Origin of the sequence: Chryseobacterium sp. SORGH_AS_0447 (assembly GCF_030818695.1) — a bacterium.
Lineage (GTDB): Bacteria > Bacteroidota > Bacteroidia > Flavobacteriales > Weeksellaceae > Chryseobacterium.
The window spans coordinates 1,999,644-2,018,704 of the sequence record NZ_JAUTAR010000001.1 but is presented as its reverse complement, the minus strand read 5'-3'; the positions used below and the strand labels follow the sequence as shown (position 1 = coordinate 2,018,704).

Genomic DNA, 19,061 nt, shown 5'->3' with positions numbered 1-19,061 from the left:
AATTTTTATGAAAAAAAACGAGTTAATGCAATACAGCTGTCCTTTAGGCAAGGCGATGTCTGCCTTAGGAAGCAAATGGAAACCGATTATCGTATTGGTAATCAAAGACCGGAAACTGCGTTTCGGGGAACTGGCCGTGCGCATTAATGTGATCTCCAGAAAAGTATTAACCGACCAACTGCGGGAAATGCAAACCGACGGTCTTATTGTCCGGGAAGAATTTAAGGAGCTTCCGCCAAGAGTGGAATACTCGCTAACCGAAAAAGGATTAGCTCTCTTGCCAATTCTGTACCTGCTGGAAGAATGGGAAATGAAATACCATGTGTATGATCCTGAAAAAGTAAAGGATTGTAAGATGATTCTGGAAGGCAAGAAATTACAGAAAACTGTTGTTTGATATTTTATTTTATTGAAAATAAATAGGATTCTGGAAAATTAATATTTTCGTTTTTTCTCAAAAATTCAGTCACAGCGTCAATCCGAGTGGCAATCAATTTTCGTCTATTTGAAATTGGCCAGTCTGTCATAATTCCCACTAGTTTTGGATTAGCATTTTCATTATAATCTTCTGGATTTATATACCATAACCCACATCCGCTGATTCCAAATAGATCAGGACCATAACTAAACTTTTTTGATTTAAAATTTAAAATATTTTGTCTATCATAATTAACTATTAAGTTTAAGAATTTATATCTATTTAATCGTTGATATTCTATTGGATTAGCGCATTTTGTAAAATGAATAAATGGACGGGAGTGAAATGATTTTTTTGAAATTGATCTCTTCGACCAGCTTGAAGGATAACCCCAAATTATGTAATTATATGAATAATTATTTCTATGATTAATCAATAAACTATTTTCATCTAAAAAATTATAAGTCCTTATTATTTCATTAATTGTTACTTCGTCTAATATAACAATACCAATGTCCAATTCATCATTATCTCTCGAAGATTTAGGATTATTTACAATGATTCTACCTCCCGGTTTCATTAAATTTTCACCATTATCTAATGGAATAAACAATTCATTAAAATCATCAAATACATGAGCTGCAGAAATAAGTAAATGTAAATGCCCAATCTTTATAAATACACCTGTCCCATGCACTTTATAATTAGAAGAATTTCTTATAAGAATACATGTATAATTTTGAATTAAAGGTAAACTATCAATTTGTCTTTTTGCTATTTGCTCTGAAATGCTCTTCATAATTAACTATTAATCTAAAATAACGATTTTTAAACAATAAAAAACCGCTTCTTTTCAGGAGCGGTTTCGAAATTTATCTGAAATCCCAATTAAAATATCGCAGGATATTTCTGAGGATTGGTTTCATTAAACATAGCATAGATCTTTTCTACCATATCATCCGCGGACGGCTTGCTGAAATAATCTCCGTCGCTGGCGTAGGCCGGACGGTGATCGTTGGCTGCGATCGTTAGAGGATCAGAATCCAGATACCTGAATGCTTTTTGTTTCTCTAAAATCTGTTGTAATATGAAGGCTGACGTTCCGCCTTCCACATCTTCGTCGATCACCACCAATCGGTTGGTTTTCTTTACACTTTCGGCAATTTCATGCGTTAAATCGAAAGGAATAAGCGACTGAACATCGATTACCTCGGCCGAAATACCTATTTTTTCCAAAGCTTCCGCCGCTTCCATCACAATTCTCCATGTTGAACCGTAGGTGACAAGGGTAACGTCGCTTCCTTCTTTTGTTACTTCGATTTCCCCGACAGGAACGGTGAATTCCCCTAAGTTATCCGGCTGTTTTTCTTTCAGTCGGTATCCGTTCAGACATTCAACAATTACCGCAGGATCATCGCTCTGAAGCATGGTGTTGTAGAATCCGGCTGCTTTAGTTAAATTTCTCGGAACCAATACCAGAATTCCCTTGGAAAGGTTGAGAATTCCCGCCATCGGAGAACCGGAATGCCAAACACCTTCCAGTCGGTGCCCTCTCGTTCTGATGATTACCGGTGCTTTCTGGCCGCCTTTTGTTCTATACTGAACCGTTGCCAGGTCATCGCTCATCCCCTGCAGACAATATAAAATATAATCCAAGTACTGGATTTCGGCAATCGGTCTCAGGCCTCTCATCGCCATCCCGATTCCCTGTCCCAAAATCGTCGCTTCACGAATTCCCGTATCGGCCACACGTACTTCACCGTATTTTTCCTGCATGCCTTCCAGTCCCTGGTTTACGTCACCGATATTTCCGGCGTCTTCCCCAAATACCAGAGTTTCAGGATATTTTTCAAAAATTTTATCGAAATTGTTCCGTACCACTACCCTTCCGTCTACATCTTCAGAGTTTTCAGAATATACCGGCTTGATTTCCTTTACATTTTCTGCTTTCCACTGAGACTGGGAATACAGATGAGAAGAATAATTGTCTTTTTCCACCTCGAAAATTTCCTGGTATTTCTGCATCAGCTGATTTCTTTCGGCAAAGTTTGATCCTCTGGTCGCCAACAAAGACTTTCTTACCAAATGGAAAACGTCTTTTTTCGCTTTTGAAACCAGTTTGCTGAACTGGCTGATGTAATTTTCGATTTCAGAATTCTGTCCTTTTAAATTTTCAACCAAAGGCAGAACGGCATGCGTTAAATCCGTAATGGTTTTCTGATAGCTTTCCCAAGCCTGTTTCTGACCTGCTTTTACGGTCTTTTTCGCTTCATTATCAATAGCATCAAGTTCCTCTGCCGTAGCGAGAACTTCTTCTTTACCGTCGATCTCGATGGAATAATTTAAAATCCATTCTTTGAATTTTATCAATCCGTCAAACTGCGATTCCCAGGCAAGACGCTCTTCATTTTTATATCTTTCGTGGGAACCTGAAGTAGAGTGTCCCTGCGGCTGCGTTACTTCAACAACGTGCACGACCACCGGAATACTTTCCACTCTTGCAAACTGTTCCGCACGCGCGTAGGCATCCAGTAATGCAGGATAATCCCATGCTTTCACCTGAATGATCTCGCATCCCTGAAATTCTCCTTCTTTTCTCTGGAAACCGCTCAGCATTTCAGCAATATCTGCTTTAGCTCTCTGCTTCATGGTAGGAACCGAAATTCCGTACCCGTCGTCCCAGATGGAAACCACCATCGGTACCTGAAGCGCACAAGCCGCATTTAGGGTTTCCCAGAAATGGCCTTCTGCTGTAGAAGCATCACCAATAGTTCCGAAAGCAATCTCATTACCATTCTGTGAAAACTTCTCCGATCCTTCGAATGTTACGGATTTATATACTTTCGACGCCTGGGCCAGTCCCAATAATCTGGGCATCTGTCCGGCCGTAGGAGAAATGTCTGAAGAAATATTTTTTTGTGCCGTTAAATCTTTCCAGCTCCCATCTTCATTTAAACTTCGGGTTGCAAAGTGGCCGTTCATCTGTCTTCCGGCAGAAGCAGGCTCTCTTTCCACACTGGTATCGGCATACAGCTGTGCGAAGAAACTTTCTACCGTAAGCGCATCAACCGCCAACGCAAAAGTCTGATCCCTGTAATACCCGGAACGGAAATCCCCGTTTCTGAAAACTTTTGCCATTGCCAGCTGGGGAAGTTCCTTACCATCCCCAAAAATACCGAATTTAGCTTTTCCTGTTAGAACTTCTCTTCTTCCCAAATAGGACATTTCACGAGAAACCCTGCCTAACTTATAATCTTCAAGTATCTGATTTTTAAAATCTTGAAAGGAAATCTGCTGTGTTTCAATATAGGTTGTCTGCATAGCCAATATTAAATATTTTTTTATTTTGAAGTATTTTGCTAATATACACTTTTTAAATTAATTTTAATTTTTAATAATCTTTTTTAAAAATTTGATAATAAAAAAAATTGTGTTTATCTTGGGATAAATTTGTAAGTAATGGAGAAAAAATCGACCCATATTCTTAATGCGTCTAGTAATCTTCTGGGATTTTCGCTGGTGATTATTACTTCATTAAAGATCTCCAGAATTAGCCGCAGCACGCATTTGGACGAATTTGCGGGGGTTGCCTGTATGTTTTTTGCCCTGAGTTGTTTTTTCTCTTTTCTTGCCATCCGGACACAACACGAAAAACGGGCAAACCGGTTTGAAACTATTGCGGATTATTTATTTTTAATCGCTTTATTTTGCATAGTTTCCGCCGTTATTATTGTAACGCTGAAAATAATTTAATCTAGAATTTTCTTTCGATCACATAATCGAGCATGATGTGCAGCGATTTTTTCGCTTCGGAATCGGGAAATTCATTCAGAATATCTTTTGCTTTCTGCTGGAAGTCTTTCATGACCGTGATCGCATAATCCAGGCCGCCGGAGTTTTTAACGAAATTAATCAGCTCTTTTACCCTTTTCTGGTCGTTGTTATACCGCTTGATGGTATTGAAGTAATATTTACGGTCTTTTTCTTCTGCCGTTTTTAAAGTGTGAATTAGCGGGAGTGTCATTTTCTGCTCCTTAATGTCGATTCCTACGGGCTTACCGATTACGTTGGAGGTCAGGTAATCAAAAAGGTCGTCTTTAATCTGGAAGGCCATGCCGGTATACGTTCCGAAGTCCATCATTTTTTTGGCCAGCTTTTCATCAGCATTGTTGGACAATACTCCGATTTCACAGCAGGCAGCAATTAATGTCGCGGTTTTCTGACGGATGATCTCGTAATAAACCTCTTCGGTGATATCGAGTTTCCTGGCTTTTTCAAGTTGAAGAAGCTCGCCTTCGGACATTTCACGGATCGTCCTCGAAATAACCCCCAACAGATCATAATCTTTGTGGTCCGTAGACAGAAGTACAGATTTTGATAACAGGTAGTCTCCTACCAGAACAGCAATTTTATTCTTCCAGAGCGCATTGATGGAAAAGAAATTACGGCGCTTGAAGCTTTCATCCACCACATCATCGTGCACCAGCGTCGCGGTATGGATCAGCTCGATCATCGAAGCCCCGCGGTAGGTTTTCTCATTGACTTCACCCACCAGTTTTGCACAGAGAAATACAAACATCGGACGCATCTGCTTTCCCTTTGTCGTCACGATAAAACGAGTGACTTTATCTAATAAAGGTACTTTGCTCTGCATGGATTCATAAAACTTCTGCTCAAAAAGTTTCATTTCCTCATTGATCGGTCGCTTGATTTCTTCTACAGTGTTGGCCACAGTCTTTGAATGATGGATAAATTATTAATTCCCACAAAGATAATTTTTTTCGGGCAAATTCAAGAGAATTTAATCCCTGAGTTTATCTTTCGGAATAAAATAGAGGCTCTGCTTTCCGCCACCAATCGGAGAATGAAACTTTTCCCCGGAAATATATATTCCGGTACCGTCTGCAGCGACCCCTTCGATCTGTCCGATAGATAAAGCACTTCCAAGGTAGTAACGTTTTGGATTTTCGTTAAAAAATATTCCGGGAGCTGTTTCGTTGAAGATTTCCAAAAACACTTCGGTCTTTTTTGTATAGCCTACCAGGTACAATTTTTTATCGAAATAAGATGCATCGGTTACCATGAAACCCGTTTTATAGGTTTCCGTTTTCTGTGCCTGCTGCTTTCCGGCGAGTTCGGGATCGATGATATAATGAGTGGTGGATCTTGCAGCCCATTCTTTGGTAAAAAGATGAATTTTGCCGTTCAGATAGACCATAGTTTCCGCATCGAAATCGGTTTCGGAATATTTTGGAATGAATTCCTGCTGTTCGGGATATTCAAAAGAAATGAGCCGGGCGGAATCATTCGAAGGAGTGACTTTATAAATTTCCAGATCTTTCCGTGTTCCGCCGTTGTTTCCGAAATCCCCTATATAGAAGTCGGTTCCGTTATTCGTTAAAGCTTCCCAGTCTTTGTTTTTCCCGTTAATTTTAATGGTACTGATGATTTTTCCTGTCTCTTTATCCAGCTCAAAAAGTTCCGGGGTATTCCCACTGTCGTTGAAAGTATACAGTTTTCCGTTCATCAGGCTTAACCCCGAGCTTTCCCTGATTCTTTCATCGAGCTCACCAATCTTGTATTTCTTTATTTTCAGCAAAACAGATTGCTGGGCGAATGAAAGCGCGGAAATGGTTAGGGTGAATACCAGGAATATCTTTTTCATCAGGTAAAAATATTTATTTAAAAATAAATGAGAAAACAGTCATCAAAATTTGTTCCCAGCTCATCCTGGCGATTGGATGTTCTGTAAGATTACGGATCGCTAATGCGATATTGAGATCCCTGGCAACATGACAAAGATAATGTGGAAAATGTTTAAAATAAATTCAGAGCCTGTATTTTCAGGATAATGTGACCCAGGATAAAAGAAAAAGAACGGGGTAAACCCGGCCTTTTGATTATATAGATTGTATTGATTATCTTTTTGAGAAGCAGCAAAGATCTTTTTATTGATACTATTTAAGCTGATTTCTTCTGTTTTTCTTTTTTCTGTGCGTTTTTTCTTTCAAAATAGTCCTTCTGATATTGTCTTACGGTTTTTCCGGTTCCGTCGTGTCGCCATCCCGGAGAATTGAAAATGTAATTGATCCGGTCTGAAAATTTCAGTCCCGGCTGTTTAATGTCTTTCCAGATTTTTCGCCATTCGTATAAAAGCACGGTGTCGGGTCTGTTGTCCGGCATTTTAGGATAAATCCCATATTTTACGGGTACACCCGGATCTTCTTTTTCAAAAGTTCCGAATATCTTATCCCAAATAATGAGGCACATTCCCATATTCCGGTCCAGGTATTTGATGTTGCAGGCATGGTGCACACGGTGATGTGAAGGGGTGACGAGAATATACTCCAGGATGCCCATGCTTTTTACCGTCTGGGTATGCACCCAGGTTCCATATACCTGACCAATGGCATAGACCACCATGATGTGCCACGGATCGAATCCTAAGAAAGCATGCGGTGAAAAATAAAGATACCGGTACAAAGGCTGAAGCACCGGGCTTCTGAAACCGGTCGTGAGGTTGAAATATTCCGAATTGTGATGGGTGATGTGAACCGCCCAGAACGCTCTGGAATGATGGTCTACATAATGCAGGACGTAATAGGCAAAATCGGTTATCACAAAACACAATAACCAGTACCAGATGGTAAAGTCCCATGTAAAGAGCCTCATGTTGTAAAAGAAGAACATCACGCCCATAGCGAAAGCTTTCATCACCAGATCCAGCCCGAAATTGAGCAGTGCCAGATAGACACTTGTCGCAACGTCTTTTCCGTTATACAATTTAGCCTCCGAAACATGGCTGTAAATCATTTCGGCCAAAATAATTGCAGCGTGAATGGGAATGGACCATGCATATACATTCTCCAATCCGTTTTCACCCAAAAGAAAATCCACCATCACTTCAAATTTGTAGTACAAATTTAAGATTTTAAGGATTCGTTAAGAAAATTTTCTGATTTTTTTAAGGAAATTTTAATCGACCGTTTTATTGGCCAGCTGGCCACAGGCTGCATCGATATCACCACCGCGGCTTTTTCTTACGACACACACGATTCCTGCATTTTCCAGCTGACGGATGTAGTTCTCTTCCGCCTGCTTGTTGCACTGGTCGTATTTTCCGTCACCGATCGGATTGTACTGGATCAGATTAACTTTAGAAGGTACCTGCTTGCAGTATTTAATCAGGGCCTTGATGTCTTCGTCGCCATCGTTGATGCCTTTCCATACACAGTACTCAAAAGTGATGACCGATCCGGTCTTCTGATACCAGTACTGGAGGGCTTCCATAATCTCCGTTAATGGAAATTTATCCGAAAACGGCATGATCTCATTCCGCTTGGTTTCAATGGCCGAATGCAGCGATAACGCCAGTTTCACGCGCAGTTCTTCATCGGCTAACATTTTGATCATTTTAGGAATTCCTGAAGTAGAAACGGTAATTCTTCTCGGCGACATTCCCAAGCCTTCCGGCTGGGTAATTTTACGGATGGCTTCCACCACATTTTTGTAGTTCATCATCGGCTCGCCCATTCCCATAAAAACAATATTGGAAAGCGGCCGGTCGAAGTACATTTTGCTTTGGCTGTCGATCAATGCTACCTGGTCTACAATTTCTGCTACTTCAAGGTTTCTCATTCTTTTGAGCCTTGCAGTCGCACAGAATTCGCAGTTTAACGAGCATCCGACCTGTGATGAAACACAAGCCGTCGTTCTCGTTTCCGTAGGAATCAGAACCGATTCCACCAACAGGCCGTCGTGCAGCTTCACTCCGTTTTTGATGGTTCCGTCCGTGCTTTTCTGCAGCTGATCCACCGAAACCGGATTAATGGTATATTCCTCAGAAATTCTTTCCCGGAGGGTTTTCGAAAGATTCGTCATTTCATCAATCGAATGAAGATTTTTACTCCACAGCCAGTCGTAAACCTGCTTCGCACGAAACGGCTTTTCCCCTAAAGAAACAAAGTATTCTTTAAGCTGGTCGAGTGATAAAGTACGGATATCTTTCATAATATTAAAGAGCCAAGGTAAAAGCCAGGTTGAATTTAAATAAAACCTCCTGGTTTATAAGGTAAAAAAGTCAGGTTAAAAGGTTAATTAAAAGTTTTAGAGTTTTGTATTATTAGCGATTGTAGCTAAAATAATTTGTTTCACTCTGGTAACTTTTTACTTTTAACCTGGCTCTTTTAGTTGTTTTATAGAATTAACATCGCATCCCCGTAAGAGTAGAATTTGTATTTCTCTTTTACGGCTTCTTCGTATGCGTGCATTACAAAATCTCTTCCTGCAAATGCGGCAATCATCATAATTAATGTAGATTTAGGCGTGTGGAAGTTGGTGATCATACAGTTGGCTACTCCAAATTCGTGAGGCGGATAGATGAATTTATTGGTCCATCCGTGGAATGCAGAAATCTTTTTATTGGAAGAAACCGAAGTTTCCAAAGTTCTCATGGTAGTTGTACCTACTGCACATACTCTTCTATGGGCATCAACAGCATTGTTGATAATCTGAGCATTTTTTTCGTCGATGAAGATCTCTTCAGACTCCATTTTGTGCTTGGAAAGATCTTCCACCTCGATCGGGTTGAAAGTTCCCAAACCTACGTGAAGCGTCACCTCAGCAAAATCGATCCCTTTGATCTCCAGTCTCTTCATCAGATGTTTTGAAAAGTGCAGACCTGCGGTAGGTGCCGCAACAGCGCCCTCCACTTTTGCATAGATGGTCTGGTATCTTTCAGCATCTTCCGGTTCAACGTCTCTTTTGATATATTTCGGAAGCGGAGTTTCTCCAAGTTCCTTTAATTTGGCTCTGAATTCTTCGTAAGAACCGTCGAATAAGAATCTTAGCGTTCTTCCTCTGGATGTCGTATTGTCGATTACCTCAGCCACCAAAGATTCGTCTTCCGTGAAGAATAATTTATTTCCAATTCTGATTTTTCTTGCAGGATCTACCAAAACATCCCAAACACGGGTTTCCTTATCAAGCTCTCTCAATAGGAAAACTTCGATTTTCGCTCCTGTTTTTTCTTTGTTTCCGTACAGACGGGCCGGGAAAACTTTGGTATTGTTGAAGATAAAAAGATCTCCTTCATCAAAATAGTCTACCACATCTTTGAAGAGTTTGTGCTGGATGGTTTCGGTTTTTCTGTCCAAAACCATTAATCTCGCGTCGTCTCTGTGTTCGGATGGGTGCTCTGCTAATAATTCTGCAGGAAGATCAAAATTAAAATCTGATGTTTTCATTTTTTAAATTACGGTTTAAAAATTACTGAAATTACAAGGTGTAATTTTCGGACTGTAAATATACGACATCAGGCACCCCTTTGTCAAGTATTATTTACACGGATGTTAAATTAATTTGAATCACCTTAAAAAACCGTGATTTTACGGGAATTTCCAAATTTTAAAAAAGCTATTTTTGAAATAGTAAAAAAACGTTATCCTTATGAGCAAATATTCAATTGAAGCTTTTGTAAATGAAACGAAAGAAAATCCGCAGGAAAGGGATTATTTCGAGCTTGAAAAACCCCAGCTGCTGGAGATTAACCTGAACAACCAATCGGTATGGACAAAGGCCGGAAGCATGGTCGGATATGTAGGCAATATCAATTTCGAAAGACAGGGGATGCTTTCGGGAGGGATCGGTAATTTACTGAAAAAAGCCATCAGCGGTGAAGGTGCCCGATTGATGAAAGCCGAAGGTACGGGGAAATTATATGTTGCGGATGAAGGGAAAAAAGTGAGAATCCTTTATCTGAACAACGAATCGGTCTGTGTCAACGGAAATGATGTCCTCGCCCATGAGCAGAGCATTAAAAGCGACATTACCATGCTGAAAAGCATTGCCGGCGTGATGTCGGGTGGACTTTTCCAGGTAAAATTATCCGGGACTGGTCACATTGCGATTACGACCCACGGCGATCCGCTGACGTTATTGGTAACGCCTGATGCACCGGTTTTCACCGATCCGAATGCTACTGTAGCCTGGTCCGGCAATCTGAGTCCTGAGCTGAAAACCAGTGTTTCCCTAAAAAGCCTGATCGGAAGAGGAAGCGGTGAAGAATTCCAGATGAAGTTTTCCGGGAACGGATGGGTTTTGATTCAGCCGTATGAAGAGGTGTATAGGATTGAGAAATAATGATTTCTTGGGGAATGAATTAATCCTGAAATTCCCCAATGAAATTATATTCTTTTACAACCAGTTTTTCAGGAAGTTTTAGTAAAAAATCTACCTTTGTTATCTTGTATGATATCTCAGAAGAATATCCATCTGAATAATCTAATTTTATATTTGTTACAATATAATTGCTGGAAGTAAGATCTAAATATTGTTTAATTTTATTTTTCATCTCATCTATTTTTGAGTGTTCTATGTATATTTCCAAATAATTAAGTTTTGATTTTTCTAACGATACTATTGCCCTTAATCTTCTTTTTGTCTTCTTTTTATTTTTAAAAGCAATAACCTCATAATGCAACGAATCAATTTTATTAACCTCTATGATATCATTTTTAGAGAAACTTGAATTTTTACTTTTACTGAAATCATTGGTATGAGTGTATTCAAATATCACAGATCCTTTTGTTTCGGTAACTTTAAAAGAATGTCTAAAATGCTTAGCTTTATCATAAATTGAAGCTCTTAATCTATTATCGTATTTAGTTAATTGTAAATAAACATTTTTTTCAGAATCATAAAAAGAAGTAGATATTCTTTTCTCCTTATTTGGTTTTGTCTGATTTGACTGACTTTCTATTGAGTAATCAAAATGATACTCTTGGGAAAAAATCCTGATAAAGAACAGAATAAAGAACAGTGGTATTAGTTTTTTCATAAATAGCTTTTAATCTTCTTCCATTCTTCCAGCTTCTTTTCGAAAAAAACCGTATGAAGCGGGCTGGTTGAAGGCAGTAAAAATACAGGAATTTTATAATTCTTTCCCAGTATTTTCTGTAGATTTTTAAAAGATTTTCCACCGTTGCAGAAGATGGCTTTGATGTTGGAATGGTTCTCCAGCAGCTCTTCGATCCTGTTGGCTTCTTCGTTTCTGATCTCGGAATCGAGGCTTCCCTTTCTTTCGCAGGAATCGATAACATCCCAGAGGCCAATATGATGTTTTTTGATCACTTCGATTTTTTTAGAATAGTCATCGGTGAAATCTTCATTGAGCAGTTCAAAAATAATTTTCCAGAATTTGTTTTGCGGATGTGCATAATATTGCTGTTTTTCCAATGATTTTACCCCGGGAATCGATCCCAGGATTAAAATTCTGGAACTGCGGTCGATAATGGGCGGGAAAGATGAAATTCTATCGGACATGATGGCAAATAATTTGGCTAAAGCCGTTTTCAAGGTATCAACAAAAAGCGGGCTAAAGCCCGCTCCTATTGATCTTGTTAATTTTTTTCATTTCTGAACCTTTTCGAAAGGGAGAGTTGGACTACAACGTTTCCTTCAGCCAGTCGAAGAATTCACGCTGCCAAACCAGTCCGTTCTGTGGATGAAGCACCCAGTGGTTTTCGTTCGGGAAGTATACTAATTTTGATTTCAATCCTCTGAGCTTTGCTGCCTGGAAAGCTTCCTGGCCCTGCTCGTAAGGAACGCGGTAATCGATTCCGCCCTGTACAATCATGATCGGTTTGTTCCATTGGTCAACGAAATTGCTCGGATTGAATTCCGTGTAGGCTTTTGGAAGCGGCTTTTCCCATGGGGAACCCAGATCCCAGTTGGCGAACCATAATTCCTCCGTGGTCAGGTACCAGGATTTCATATCAAACAATCCGTCGTGTGCGATGAAGGTTTTGAAACGGTTCTGGTGAATTCCGGCCAGCATGAAGACACTGTACCCACCGTAACTCGCTCCCACTGCCGCTACCCGATCGCCATCGACATAAGGCAGTGTTTTGGCATAATCGGTCGCTGCAAGGTAATCCCGCATCGGCTGGCCGCCCCAGTCCCTTGAAATCTCCTCGTTCCATTTTGTTCCCCAGCCCGGCATTCCTCTTCTGTTTGGTGCTACGACGATATAGCCGTTGGCAGCCATCAGGGCAAAGTTCCATCTTGTGCTGAAGAACTGAGTCAATGCAGACTGCGGTCCGCCTTGGCAATAAACCAAAGTCGGATATTTTTTATTCGGGTCAAAGTTCGGTGGATAATGGAACCAAACACCCATTTCTTTACCGTCTGTTGTTTTTACCATCTTCAGCTCAGATTTTCCCTGAGCCAGGCTGGCATAAACCTCTTTATTGGCTTCCGTCACCTGCTTCATTTCTCCGTTCTTAACGTTTACCGAAAACAGATCCGTGGCATGGTTGATATCCGTTCGTCCTACCAGAAGGGAATTTTTCTCACCGGCGAAGATTTCATTCACGTCAAAATCACCTTTGGTTATCTGCTGAACTTTAGCATTTTTAGCATCTAATGAAAACAATTGCTTGGTTCCTCTGAAAGCTGCCGTAAAATAGATGGTCTTTGAGTCGCCGCTCCAGAAAATGTCTCCTGAAACGCTGTCGTCCCAGCCGGCTGTAAGGTTTGTTGTTTTCCCGGACTTCCAGTCCATAAGCTTGATATCATTCTTATCGGCTTCGTATCCGTCTCTGGCCATGCTTTGCCAAACCAGCGACTTCCCGTCGGGACTGAATTTCGGGTTTACATCGTATCCTTTATTGGATTCCGTCAAGTTTTTTGTAGTTCCTGTTGCCCAGTCATAAGCGAAAATATCGGTATTCGTGCTCGTAGCATATTCTTTCCCGCTTTTCGGTTTGGTCACGTATAAAAGCTGTGAAGAATCCGGGCTCCAGATAAAATCTTCGGCACCTCCGAAAGGCCTTTGCGGCGAATCCCACATTTTCCCTTCCAGCAGGTCTCTGGCTGCTTCTGCTTTTTCGGAAACGTTGACTACAAAAATATGGTTGTATTTCCCTTCGTTGAAATAATCCCAATGCCGGTGATTCAGGTCGGTGTATACCTGGGCTGTGGTTTTAGGCGTATCGGGATATTTGTCTTTTCCCATTACTCTTTCCATCAGCACCTGCTTGCTGAACGCTATTTTTTTACCGTCCGGAGAAATCACAATGTTATCGGCTTCCCCGATGGTATAAAATTCCGTCCATGTCTTTCCGCTGTCTTTGGAAAGGAAAATCTTATCGCCCTCCTGCGCATAGATTCCGTTTTTATCCCACTGGATCAGGGCTTTTTTGCCAAGATCGATTTTGGTGGACTGGTTACTTAGAACGTTCAGGAAATAGTTCTCGTTTTTCGTTTTTTCTGTTTTAAGATCTACCTGTCCTACTTTATAGATAAGCGAAGACTGATCCGGAGAAACTGCCTGCACTCCCACTTTTTTTAAAGTCCACAGAATTTCAGGCGTCATTACTTGTTGTGCATTCATTAAAAGCGGAGCTGCCATAGCGAGCAGACTGTACTTAAGTTTCATATGTTGATATTCATTTTTTATGGCCGATCAACCGTTTAAGGGGTTCACCGGCTCTCAATTCAAAGATTGTCAAAGTTAATTATTTAAAATAAAATGAGGACAGGGAATTGGGATTAATTCATCAGGAGACTGGAAGAAGAACACTGGAAGTTTTTGTTTAAGATTTGATTCACGCATCTGACTTTTTCTACTTTTCCCCCTTAATACTGAAAGTAAACTTAATATTTAAAAGCAAAATTGAAGGACAAACCTAAGGGATTTTGAAAACCCGTTAGATTTACTTATTCACTCAGGTCCCTGAATTTTGAAACTAAGATTCAATCCTGCAAAAATGAGATTTTATCACTTTCCTCCGTAACTTTTGCGTTTGATCCGAAGTACCGGCCAAAAAAAAGAACGAACCTAAGTCCGCTCCACGTCAGTTGATATTTAACCTTCGATTGATTATTAATTTTAATCGCCATCCGAAAACATCGAATTGGCCAGAGAAGTTACCACGGACAGCAGGATACTGAAGATCAGCGCCCACAAGAATCCATTAACTTCCATGCTGTCTATAAAGTAGTCGGCCATCAGAATGATAATGGCATTGATCACCAATGTAAACAAACCTAAAGTAATGATGGTAAGAGGCAATCCGAAAAGATTTAGAACAGGTTTTACAAACAAATTCAGAAGCCCCAGGACTATGGCAAAAATAACGGCCCCAACGAATCCCGTAAAATGCACGCCCGGTAAAATCATGGTAAGCAGATAAGCCACAACGGCTGTTACCAGCAGGCGAATGATTAAATTCATACATTAATTTTTATCAGTTTTTCGTGTGCAAAATGCATTCCATTTCCAGGCGAAATTTAATATTTGATGGGTTGAATGGAACAAATGTTGACTGTTGTTAAAATTATGGCTTTTGTTATTGCATTCTCTTCAATGATTCGATTGCCTTTCAGTCATCGGGTTGCACCCGATTCTGTTTTAAGCCGCCCCTTTGGGGCTCGATAATTGTTGAATTTGGATGAAATTCTTTCTGTTGTTATTTGATGGTATGACATCAATCATCGGGTTGCTCCCGATCCTGTTTTAAGCCGCCCCTTTGGGGCTCGATAATTGTTGAATTTGGATGAAATTCTTTCTGTTGTTATTTGATGGTATTGAACATCAATCATCGGGTTGCTCCCGATCCTGTTTTAAGCCGCCCCTTTGGGGCTCGATAATTGTTGAATTTGGATGAAATTCTTTCTGTTGTTATTTGATGGTATTGAACATCAATCATCGGGTTGCTCCCGATCCTGTTTTAAGCCGCCCCTTTGGGACTGGGAAATTTCTGAATAGATGTTTTAATATTTAAGACTAATCGGGCAATGCTGACAAAACAACATCCAGCATCCATCTTCCAGCCTACCTTTACTTTATTTTCATCATCGTTACCAGGGAAGTCGCTACATGGCTTTCGGATTCTCCTTTTTCATCCACCGTATAAATTTCCGTCCGGATCACGCTGATCTTCGCGCCGCCCTTGACCACATAAGATTTTGAAACCAGCGCGTCGCCGATAGCGGGCCTCAGGTAATTGACTTTCAGTTCCACCGTTACTACATAACAGTCTTCTTCATAGTGACTGACGGCAGCATAGCCTGAAGAAACGTCCACCAGAGAAGCGATCATGGCACCATTGAACATCCCGGCCTTTCGGGTCATCAGATCCATTTTCGGGATTTTCATAGAGATGAAATCGGTTTTCACTTCCAGGAGTTCGGCCTTATAGAATTTTAAAGTTTCGGAGCGGTTGAAACTGTCGGTAATGAGCTGCTTTTTTTCGGGGGTCATATTTCCGGTTTATTACAAATGTAGTACAATAGAAAAAATCATGAAAGGTTTTTGATTGGAAAAAATGAAGTTGGAATACGCAAAGTCGCAATTTTCTTTAAATGCTTTGCGTGGAAAAGGCGCAAGGATTTTATCTTTGATAAAATTGAAGACTGCTTATTCATTAGCGACATGAAAATTTGACTTAGTCAAATTCTTTGCGTCTTAAAAGCAGTCAGTAGTTATAAAACCTTTGCGGCCTTCGCGCTTTCCAACAATTTGTTCAGTTTAAATAGACGAAAGTAAATCTATATGTTCTATTCAAGGTGTCTTTATGAAGTCAATAACATCCTTGCTGAGCTCTTCCGCTCTTTCGATCGGAACGCCATGGGATGCGCCTTTGTAGATTTTGAGCTTTGAGAACGGAATTTCTTTGGCGATATATTCAGTATGGGAACGGAGGATGAGGTCATTTTCACCTGCTACCACCAGCACTTTTGCTTTGATGTTGTTCAGCTGCTGTTTGGTGATGTTGGGTTCATCGATCATCAGCTGAACGAGGCGGATTTCACTTTGGGGCTTTTGCTGGGCAACTTTATCAGCAACGTCGCGCTTCATGGCCCCTACTTCATTTTCACCCACGCCGGCCGGGAACACATTGGCTCCGCTGGTAATAATCTTGTTGGTTCGCCCGGGATATTTAATGGCAAATTCAAGGGCGGTATTTCCCCCATCGCTCCAACCGAGAATGTTTATCTTTTTTAATTTAAGCTTATCGGCAAGCAGCTTCACATCATCTGCAAATTTCCTATACGTCAGTGGGTCTTTGGAAGTATCCGTACTTTTCCCCTGCCCTCGCGAATCCATAGCAACAATCATAAAATGCTTTGAAAGGATCGGGATTTCTTTGGCAAATGCATCGATGCTGCCGCCATTTCCATGAAGCAGAAACAACGGCTCTCCTTTCCCATATATTTCGTAATATATATCGGCGTCTTTCAGATTCAGGATTTTTCCGGCTGCGGGATTCTTTCCGAAGTTTTGATTTTGGGCAAAGCCAAGCGTACAGATGCAAAAGACGATCAGCCCTAATATTTTTTTCATATTGCGGAAATTTTAGCTGAGATTAAAGGTAGTAAATTTGCCTCTATTAAAAGAAATTATCAGTTTTATTAATCTCACGCAGATATTGCAGATTACGCAGATTTTTATTTGTTCATAAAATCTATGAATGCATCTGATTACAATTTAGACAAGAGCTACTGCAAAGTTTTCATCCATGGACAGGACTCCCTCTGCCAACGTTTCAGGGTGGGCGGTAAATCCTTTTAATTTGGACGTTTTTCCTTTCACCACAAGATCCATAAGTTGTTTATCGGATAGCTTTTTACCGAAAATTTCAAACGAAACCTTAAAGCCGCAGTTTTTGAAATCCGAACATCCCACCGCTGTTTTTCCTTTCAGGAGATGATGCGCTTTGCATTTCGGGCATTTAGTTTCTTCCCATGTCGCCAGTTCTTTCTTTACAGCCGGCTCTCTTTTTTTCTTTTCCTTCGTCACTTCAGCTTTTTCTTCTTCCAAAGCAATGACTTTTCCTTTTCCGTCGACCACTTTCTTCGTAAGTTCTGTCACCATCTGGATTAGTTCCTCCTTAAACAGGTTGGCTTCGTACTGCCCGCTTTCAATCTTCCGTAGCTTCGATTCCCATTCCCCGGTCAGTTCCGGGCTTTTCAGCAATTCGTCTTCAATGGTGTCGATCAGCTGAATTCCGGTCTGGGTAGCAATGAGGTTTTTCCTTTTCTTTTCGATGTATTTCCGTTTGAAGAGGGTTTCGATGATATTGGCGCGGGTCGAAGGTCTTCCGATACCGTTGTTTTTCAGCATTTCGCGGAGCTCCTCGTCTTCCACTTGCCTTCCTGCGGTTTCCATGGCTCTCAGGAGTGTGGCTTCGGTATATGGCTTCGGCGGAGATGTCTTTCCCTGGTGGATCATCGGATCATGCGGCCCGGTTTCTCCTACTGTAAATTCAGGAATGGTCTGTTCCTCTTCCTTTTCTTTTTCTTTATCAGTGGTTTCTTCTTTAGGCTCTTTGGCGTAAACGGCTCTCCATCCGGGCTCAAGAACCTGCCTTCCGCTTGTTTTGAACGGGATGGTTCCCACTTTCCCTTCCACCAGCGTATTTGAAATTTTACATTCCGGGTAAAATACGGCAATAAACCGTTTGGCCACCAGATCGTACACCAGCTTTTCCTCGCGGCTCAGATTCTGTGAAGGCGGCACTTCCGTCGGGATGATGGCGTGGTGATCCGTTACTTTGGTATCATCAAAGACTGCCTTTGATTTCGGGATCGGCGCTTCCAGCAAAGGAGCAATAAGTTCCTGATAGAAATACATTTTCCGGAGAATGCCTTCTATTTTCGGATGTAGGCTTTCGGATAGATACGTCGTATCAACCCTCGGATAGGTGACGTGCTTTTTCTCGTACAGGCTCTGAATATAGTTGAGCGTATTTTCTGCAGAATAGCCGTATTTTTTATTGGCTTCTACCTGAAGGGCCGTTAAATCAAAGAGTCTCGGATTTTTTTCTTTTCCTTCTTTAATTTCAAAAGAAACAATCTCAAAAGGATTCTGCTTGAGATATTCGAGGCCTTTTTCGGCACGTTCCAGGGTTTTGAGACGGTCGATGGCCGCATTGAAAATTACTTCGCGGTATTTGGTTTTCAGCTCCCAGTATTCTTCGGTGGTAAAAGCATCGATCTCTTTCTGGCGTTGCACCAGCATGGCCAACGTAGGGGTCTGAACCCTTCCGATGGAAAGGACAGCCTTGTTTCCGCCGAATTTCTTTGTAAAAAGCCTGGTGGCATTGATTCCCAGAAGCCAGTCGCCGATCGCCCGCGCGTTTCCTGCGAGGTAGAGGTTTTTGTATTCTTCGGCCGGCTTTAAATTTGAAAAACCTTCTTTAATCGCTTCTTCGGTAAGGGACGAAATCCATAACCGCTGGATAGGCTTATTGCATTTTGCTTTCTGCAACACCCACCGCTGGATCAGCTCTCCCTCCTGCCCGGCATCCCCACAGTTGATCACCTCATCGCATTCTTCCACCAACCTCTCAATCACTTTGAATTGATTTTCAACGCCTTTGTTCGGAATTAATTTGATCCCAAAATTAGGCGGAATGATCGGCAGCAGGAAAAGATTCCAGGATTTGTACTGGGGACCGTAATCATGAGGTTCTTTGAGGGTGCAGAGGTGCCCGAACGTCCATGTCACGCAATAGCCGTTTCCTTCCATATAGCCCTGCTTCGGCGTGGTCGCGCCCAATACTTTGGCGATATCTCTGGCAACACTGGGTTTCTCGGCAATACAAAGTTTCATGTAGGTCTCGGGATTTTTGAAGAG

Annotated in this window: 17 protein-coding genes; 3 read left to right on the top strand and 14 right to left on the bottom strand. The window is 41.2% G+C overall.

Annotation, left to right across the window (positions count from 1 at the left end):
- Nucleotides 1-7 precede the first annotated feature (7 nt).
- A complete protein-coding gene (locus QE422_RS09440; protein WP_307457233.1) occupies nucleotides 8-397 on the top strand; it encodes a helix-turn-helix domain-containing protein in 390 nt (129 codons plus the stop codon).
- 4 nt (nucleotides 398-401) lie between these two features.
- On the opposite strand, the gene QE422_RS09435 is transcribed toward QE422_RS09440, so the two are convergent.
- Together QE422_RS09435 and QE422_RS09430 are read right to left on the bottom strand one after the other, a co-directional pair.
- Nucleotides 402-1,217 (bottom strand): hypothetical protein, encoded by an 816-nt coding sequence (locus tag QE422_RS09435; protein WP_307457231.1) that lies wholly within the window; start codon nucleotides 1,215-1,217, stop codon nucleotides 402-404.
- An 89-nt stretch (nucleotides 1,218-1,306) separates the two neighbouring features.
- On the bottom strand, nucleotides 1,307-3,739 hold the full coding sequence (locus QE422_RS09430; protein WP_307457230.1) for a transketolase C-terminal domain-containing protein: 2,433 nt from the start codon (nucleotides 3,737-3,739) through the stop codon (nucleotides 1,307-1,309).
- A gap of 138 nt (nucleotides 3,740-3,877) precedes the next feature.
- Between QE422_RS09430 and QE422_RS09425 the strand changes: the two genes are divergently transcribed.
- Complete coding sequence (locus QE422_RS09425) at nucleotides 3,878-4,171, top strand: hypothetical protein (RefSeq protein WP_307457228.1); 294 nt, start codon at nucleotides 3,878-3,880, stop codon at nucleotides 4,169-4,171.
- A 1-nt stretch (nucleotide 4,172) separates the two neighbouring features.
- Here the strand turns inward: QE422_RS09425 and QE422_RS09420 are convergent, their stop codons facing one another.
- The 5 genes from QE422_RS09420 to queA form a co-directional block, all read right to left on the bottom strand.
- A complete protein-coding gene (locus QE422_RS09420; RefSeq protein WP_307457226.1) occupies nucleotides 4,173-5,150 on the bottom strand; it encodes a polyprenyl synthetase family protein in 978 nt (325 codons plus the stop codon).
- 69 nt (nucleotides 5,151-5,219) lie between these two features.
- Complete coding sequence (locus QE422_RS09415; protein ID WP_307457223.1) at nucleotides 5,220-6,083, bottom strand: hypothetical protein; 864 nt, start codon at nucleotides 6,081-6,083, stop codon at nucleotides 5,220-5,222.
- A gap of 296 nt (nucleotides 6,084-6,379) precedes the next feature.
- Nucleotides 6,380-7,318 (bottom strand): sterol desaturase family protein, encoded by a 939-nt coding sequence (locus QE422_RS09410; RefSeq protein WP_307462317.1) that lies wholly within the window; start codon nucleotides 7,316-7,318, stop codon nucleotides 6,380-6,382.
- 75 nt (nucleotides 7,319-7,393) lie between these two features.
- Nucleotides 7,394-8,428 carry a 23S rRNA (adenine(2503)-C(2))-methyltransferase RlmN gene (gene rlmN, locus QE422_RS09405; protein WP_307457221.1) on the bottom strand — a complete coding sequence of 345 codons (1,035 nt, stop codon included), beginning with the start codon at nucleotides 8,426-8,428 and terminating at the stop codon, nucleotides 7,394-7,396.
- A gap of 185 nt (nucleotides 8,429-8,613) precedes the next feature.
- Nucleotides 8,614-9,663 carry a tRNA preQ1(34) S-adenosylmethionine ribosyltransferase-isomerase QueA gene (gene queA / locus QE422_RS09400; RefSeq protein WP_307457218.1) on the bottom strand — a complete coding sequence of 350 codons (1,050 nt, stop codon included), beginning with the start codon at nucleotides 9,661-9,663 and terminating at the stop codon, nucleotides 8,614-8,616.
- Between the two features lie 202 nt (nucleotides 9,664-9,865).
- Here queA and QE422_RS09395 point away from each other — a divergent pair, with 202 nt between their 5' ends.
- Nucleotides 9,866-10,558 carry an AIM24 family protein gene (locus tag QE422_RS09395; RefSeq protein WP_307457215.1) on the top strand — a complete coding sequence of 231 codons (693 nt, stop codon included), beginning with the start codon at nucleotides 9,866-9,868 and terminating at the stop codon, nucleotides 10,556-10,558.
- Between the two features lie 19 nt (nucleotides 10,559-10,577).
- On the opposite strand, the gene QE422_RS09390 is transcribed toward QE422_RS09395, so the two are convergent.
- From QE422_RS09390 to QE422_RS09360, 7 genes are all read right to left on the bottom strand, one after another.
- Nucleotides 10,578-11,255 carry a hypothetical protein gene (locus QE422_RS09390; RefSeq protein WP_307457212.1) on the bottom strand — a complete coding sequence of 226 codons (678 nt, stop codon included), beginning with the start codon at nucleotides 11,253-11,255 and terminating at the stop codon, nucleotides 10,578-10,580.
- Nucleotides 11,252-11,740, bottom strand: a complete 489-nt coding sequence (locus QE422_RS09385; protein ID WP_307457210.1) for a DNA-deoxyinosine glycosylase — start codon at nucleotides 11,738-11,740, stop codon at nucleotides 11,252-11,254. The genes QE422_RS09390 and QE422_RS09385 overlap by 4 nt, the downstream gene beginning before the upstream one ends.
- Before the next feature lie 121 nt (nucleotides 11,741-11,861).
- Entirely contained in the window at nucleotides 11,862-13,856 is a 1,995-nt protein-coding gene (locus tag QE422_RS09380) for a S9 family peptidase (protein WP_307457207.1), read from the bottom strand.
- Between the two features lie 453 nt (nucleotides 13,857-14,309).
- Nucleotides 14,310-14,654, bottom strand: a complete 345-nt coding sequence (locus tag QE422_RS09375) for a phage holin family protein (protein ID WP_307457205.1) — start codon at nucleotides 14,652-14,654, stop codon at nucleotides 14,310-14,312.
- Between the two features lie 606 nt (nucleotides 14,655-15,260).
- A complete protein-coding gene (locus QE422_RS09370; RefSeq protein WP_294294719.1) occupies nucleotides 15,261-15,683 on the bottom strand; it encodes a PaaI family thioesterase in 423 nt (140 codons plus the stop codon).
- 300 nt (nucleotides 15,684-15,983) lie between these two features.
- Nucleotides 15,984-16,766, bottom strand: coding sequence for an alpha/beta fold hydrolase (locus QE422_RS09365; protein WP_307457199.1), 783 nt, complete (start codon nucleotides 16,764-16,766; stop codon nucleotides 15,984-15,986).
- A 144-nt stretch (nucleotides 16,767-16,910) separates the two neighbouring features.
- Complete coding sequence (locus tag QE422_RS09360) at nucleotides 16,911-19,037, bottom strand: type IA DNA topoisomerase (protein WP_307457196.1); 2,127 nt, start codon at nucleotides 19,035-19,037, stop codon at nucleotides 16,911-16,913.
- Between the last annotated feature and the right edge of the window lie 24 nt (nucleotides 19,038-19,061).

What these genes read in the sequence shown, in the direction of transcription:
- QE422_RS09440 (WP_307457233.1), top strand. Translation starts at nt 8, where the DNA reads ATGAAAAAAAACGAGTTAATGCAATACAGCTGTCCTTTAGGCAAGGCG.
- QE422_RS09435 (WP_307457231.1), bottom strand. Translation starts at nt 1,217, where the DNA reads ATGAAGAGCATTTCAGAGCAAATAGCAAAAAGACAAATTGATAGTTTA.
- QE422_RS09430 (WP_307457230.1), bottom strand. Translation starts at nt 3,739, where the DNA reads ATGCAGACAACCTATATTGAAACACAGCAGATTTCCTTTCAAGATTTT.
- QE422_RS09425 (WP_307457228.1), top strand. Translation starts at nt 3,878, where the DNA reads ATGGAGAAAAAATCGACCCATATTCTTAATGCGTCTAGTAATCTTCTG.
- QE422_RS09415 (WP_307457223.1), bottom strand. Translation starts at nt 6,083, where the DNA reads ATGAAAAAGATATTCCTGGTATTCACCCTAACCATTTCCGCGCTTTCA.
- QE422_RS09410 (WP_307462317.1), bottom strand. Translation starts at nt 7,318, where the DNA reads ATGGTGGATTTTCTTTTGGGTGAAAACGGATTGGAGAATGTATATGCA.
- rlmN (WP_307457221.1), bottom strand. Translation starts at nt 8,428, where the DNA reads ATGAAAGATATCCGTACTTTATCACTCGACCAGCTTAAAGAATACTTT.
- queA (WP_307457218.1), bottom strand. Translation starts at nt 9,663, where the DNA reads ATGAAAACATCAGATTTTAATTTTGATCTTCCTGCAGAATTATTAGCA.
- QE422_RS09395 (WP_307457215.1), top strand. Translation starts at nt 9,866, where the DNA reads ATGAGCAAATATTCAATTGAAGCTTTTGTAAATGAAACGAAAGAAAAT.
- QE422_RS09390 (WP_307457212.1), bottom strand. Translation starts at nt 11,255, where the DNA reads ATGAAAAAACTAATACCACTGTTCTTTATTCTGTTCTTTATCAGGATT.
- QE422_RS09385 (WP_307457210.1), bottom strand. Translation starts at nt 11,740, where the DNA reads ATGTCCGATAGAATTTCATCTTTCCCGCCCATTATCGACCGCAGTTCC.
- QE422_RS09380 (WP_307457207.1), bottom strand. Translation starts at nt 13,856, where the DNA reads ATGAAACTTAAGTACAGTCTGCTCGCTATGGCAGCTCCGCTTTTAATG.
- QE422_RS09375 (WP_307457205.1), bottom strand. Translation starts at nt 14,654, where the DNA reads ATGAATTTAATCATTCGCCTGCTGGTAACAGCCGTTGTGGCTTATCTG.
- QE422_RS09370 (WP_294294719.1), bottom strand. Translation starts at nt 15,683, where the DNA reads ATGACCCCCGAAAAAAAGCAGCTCATTACCGACAGTTTCAACCGCTCC.
- QE422_RS09365 (WP_307457199.1), bottom strand. Translation starts at nt 16,766, where the DNA reads ATGAAAAAAATATTAGGGCTGATCGTCTTTTGCATCTGTACGCTTGGC.
- QE422_RS09360 (WP_307457196.1), bottom strand. Translation starts at nt 19,037, where the DNA reads ATGAAACTTTGTATTGCCGAGAAACCCAGTGTTGCCAGAGATATCGCC.